The sequence below is a fragment of the Clavibacter sp. MX14-G9D genome, assembly GCF_032917815.1.
GTDB classification, from domain to species: domain Bacteria; phylum Actinomycetota; class Actinomycetes; order Actinomycetales; family Microbacteriaceae; genus Clavibacter; species Clavibacter michiganensis_K.
Map to the genome: position 1 here is coordinate 1 of NZ_JAVCVL010000291.1, position 2,653 is coordinate 2,653.

Below are 2,653 nucleotides of genomic sequence, written 5' to 3' on the forward strand. Positions count from 1 at the left end.
CGACGCGTCGCGGCGGGCCCCGACGCGTCGCGCGGCGTCGTCGCCCGGCGCTCGAGCGGCAGCCGCACGCCGAAGACGGTGCGGCCGGGCTCCGACTCGACCCACAGCGCGCCGTGGTGCGCGGCCACGATGGCCTGCGCGATGGCGAGGCCGAGGCCCGTGCCGCCGGTGGCGCGCGCCCGCGATCCGTCGCCGCGCACGAAGCGCTCGAACAGGCTCTCCTGCAGGGCCGGGGGGATGCCGGGTCCGTCGTCGGTGACGCGGATGACGGCGTGGGCGTCCGGACCGCCGCCCTCGACCGCGAGCGACGCGACGACGCGCGTGCCCGGCGGCGTGTGGGTGCGGGCGTTCGCGAGCAGGTTGACGACCACCTGCCGGAGCCGGGCGTCGTCGCCGGGCACGGTGACCGGCTCCTCCGGGAGGTCGAGGCCCCAGTCGTGGTCGGGGCCGGCCGCGCTCGCGTCGCCGACCGTGTCGAGGAGGATCCGCGTGACGTCCACCGGATCCGACTCCAGCTCCCGGCCCTCGTCGAGGCGGGCGAGCAGGAGGAGGTCCTCGACGATCGTGGTCATCCGCACCGACTCCGACTCGATGCGCGACAGCGAGTGCGTCACGTCCTCGGGCAGCAGGTGCGGGCCGCGGCGCGTGAGCTCGGCGTATCCGCGGATGGAGGCGAGCGGCGTGCGCAGCTCGTGGCTCGCGTCCGAGACGAACCGCCGCACCTTCGCCTCGCTCGCCTGGCGCGACGACAGCGCCGCCGAGACGTGGCCGAGGAGCCCGTTGAGCGCCGCGCCGACGCGGCCCACCTCGGTGCGCTCGTCGGTGTCGGATGCGGGGACGCGGGCCTCGAGGGCGACGTCGCCGCGGTCGAGCTCCAGCGCGGCCACGTGCGTCGCGGTCGCGACGACCCGGTCGAGCGGGCGCAGGGCGCGCCGCACGATGAGCGCGCCCACGAACGCGGCGAGCGCCAGCGTGATGGCGGCGACCACGGAGATCACGACGACGAGCTGCTCCACGACGTCGTCCGCGGGCTTCAGCGGCAGGCCCGTGACGAGGGTGGCGCCGGTCGAGGAGGTGTCCCCCACCAGGCGGTAGCGGCCGAGCGCGCCGCCGAGGTCGACCGTGCGGGGCACGCCGTCGGTCGGCACGCTGCGCAGCTGCTGGCTCTGCCGCTCGGTCAGCTCGACGGTGCCGGCGCCTCCGGGCTCGCCCTCCGCCGCGTCGCGGTCGGCGATGTAGCCGCCCGAGACGACGCCGCCCACGATGGTGGCGCTGATCGTCCCGACCTGCTGGCCGAAGGCGCCGAGGCCGCCGGGAGGGGCGCCGGGGAAGCTGCCGTACCCGTCGGAGTCCCGGTCGACGAGGTCCTGCGAGCGCGACGCGGTGCCCCGCAGCTGCTCGTCGACCTGCCGCTCGAGCGAGGCCTGGAGGGCGAGGATGCTGACCGCGCCGATGATGATGCTCGCGAGCGCCAGGAGGCCCACCACGCTGAGGACCAGGCGGCGGCGCAGGGTCATGCCGCCCGCCGCGCCCGCCAGCCGGGCCCGCCACGGCTCGCTCACTCCGCGGCCTTGAGCATGTAGCCGCTGCCGCGCACCGTGTGGATCATGGGGTTCCGGCCGGCGTCGATCTTGCGGCGCAGGTACGAGATGTAGATCTCCACCACGCTCGACTTCCCGCCGAAGTCGTAGCTCCACACCCGGTCGAGGATCTGCAGCTTGCTGAGCACGCGGCGCGGGTTCCGCATCAGGTAGCGCAGCAGCTCGAACTCGGTCGCCGTGAGCTCGACGGGGTCGCCTCCGCGCGCGACCTCGTGGCTGTCCTCGTCGAGGGTGAGGTCGCCCACCCGGATCACCGGGTCGACGCTGTCGCTCACCACGAGCGTGGAGCGGCGGATGAGGCCGCGGAGCCGGGCGACGACCTCCTCGAGGCTGAACGGCTTCGTCACGTAGTCGTCGCCGCCCGCGGTGAGCCCCGCGAGCCGGTCGTCGAGGGAGTCCTTCGCGGTGAGGAAGAGCACGGGGATGTCCTGCGCCTCGGCCCGCAGCCGCGACAGCACCTGGAGGCCGTCGAGGTCGGGGAGCATGATGTCGAGCACCACGGCGTCCGGCTTGGACTCCCGGGCCGCGGCGAGCGCCTGCTGCCCGTCGGCCGCCGTGCGCACCTGCCAGCCCTCGTAGCGCAGCGCCATCTGCAGCAGGTCGGTGAGGGACGCCTCGTCGTCGACGACGAGCACCCGGATGGGCGACCCGTCGGCACGGGTGAGGCGGGGCTGCGGGGCGGCGGCGGGCTGGAAGCCGGAGGGCGGTGTCGTGGTCACGTCGACCATCCTCCACAGGATCCTATGAGCCGGCCATGAGGCGGCCATGACGCCGATGAGGAGGGCCCGCTGCAGGACGACCGGCCCGCCGGACGACGACGGGCCCGGCGCGTGATGCGCCGGGCCCGTGGTCGTGCGGAGGTTCCGGAGGGCTAGTGCTTGTCCTCCGTGGCGCGGGTGACGGTCTCGCCCTCGACCGTCTTCCGGTCGCCCTTCTGCTTGTCGCCGCGGGTCTTCGCGAGGCTGGCGACGGTGGCGACCGTGATGGTCGCGCCGATGAAGAGCAGCGAGAACCAGATCGGGATCTCGGGCGCCCACAGCATCGGCTCGCCG

2 protein-coding genes and 1 pseudogene are annotated in these 2,653 nt (G+C 74.7%); all 3 read right to left on the minus strand.

Translation table 11 applies throughout. The features are described 5' to 3' along the window. Positions 1–1,517 (minus strand): sensor histidine kinase (locus tag Q6969_RS14810; RefSeq protein ID WP_396335561.1); only part of this gene is annotated, 1,517 nt, incomplete at its 3' end. Between the two features lie 41 nt (positions 1,518–1,558). Beyond that, the gene (locus Q6969_RS14815; protein WP_317231129.1) at positions 1,559–2,329 is read right to left on the minus strand and encodes a response regulator transcription factor; all 771 of its coding nucleotides are present in this window, start codon (positions 2,327–2,329) and stop codon (positions 1,559–1,561) included. A gap of 143 nt (positions 2,330–2,472) precedes the next feature. Next, a pseudogene (locus tag Q6969_RS14820) lies at positions 2,473–2,653 on the minus strand (TerC family protein); the annotation flags it as partial.

Excerpts from the sequence above, each read along its gene's own strand:
- Q6969_RS14815 (WP_317231129.1), bottom strand. The coding sequence starts at position 2,329 with ATGGTCGACGTGACCACGACACCGCCCTCCGGCTTCCAGCCCGCCGCC.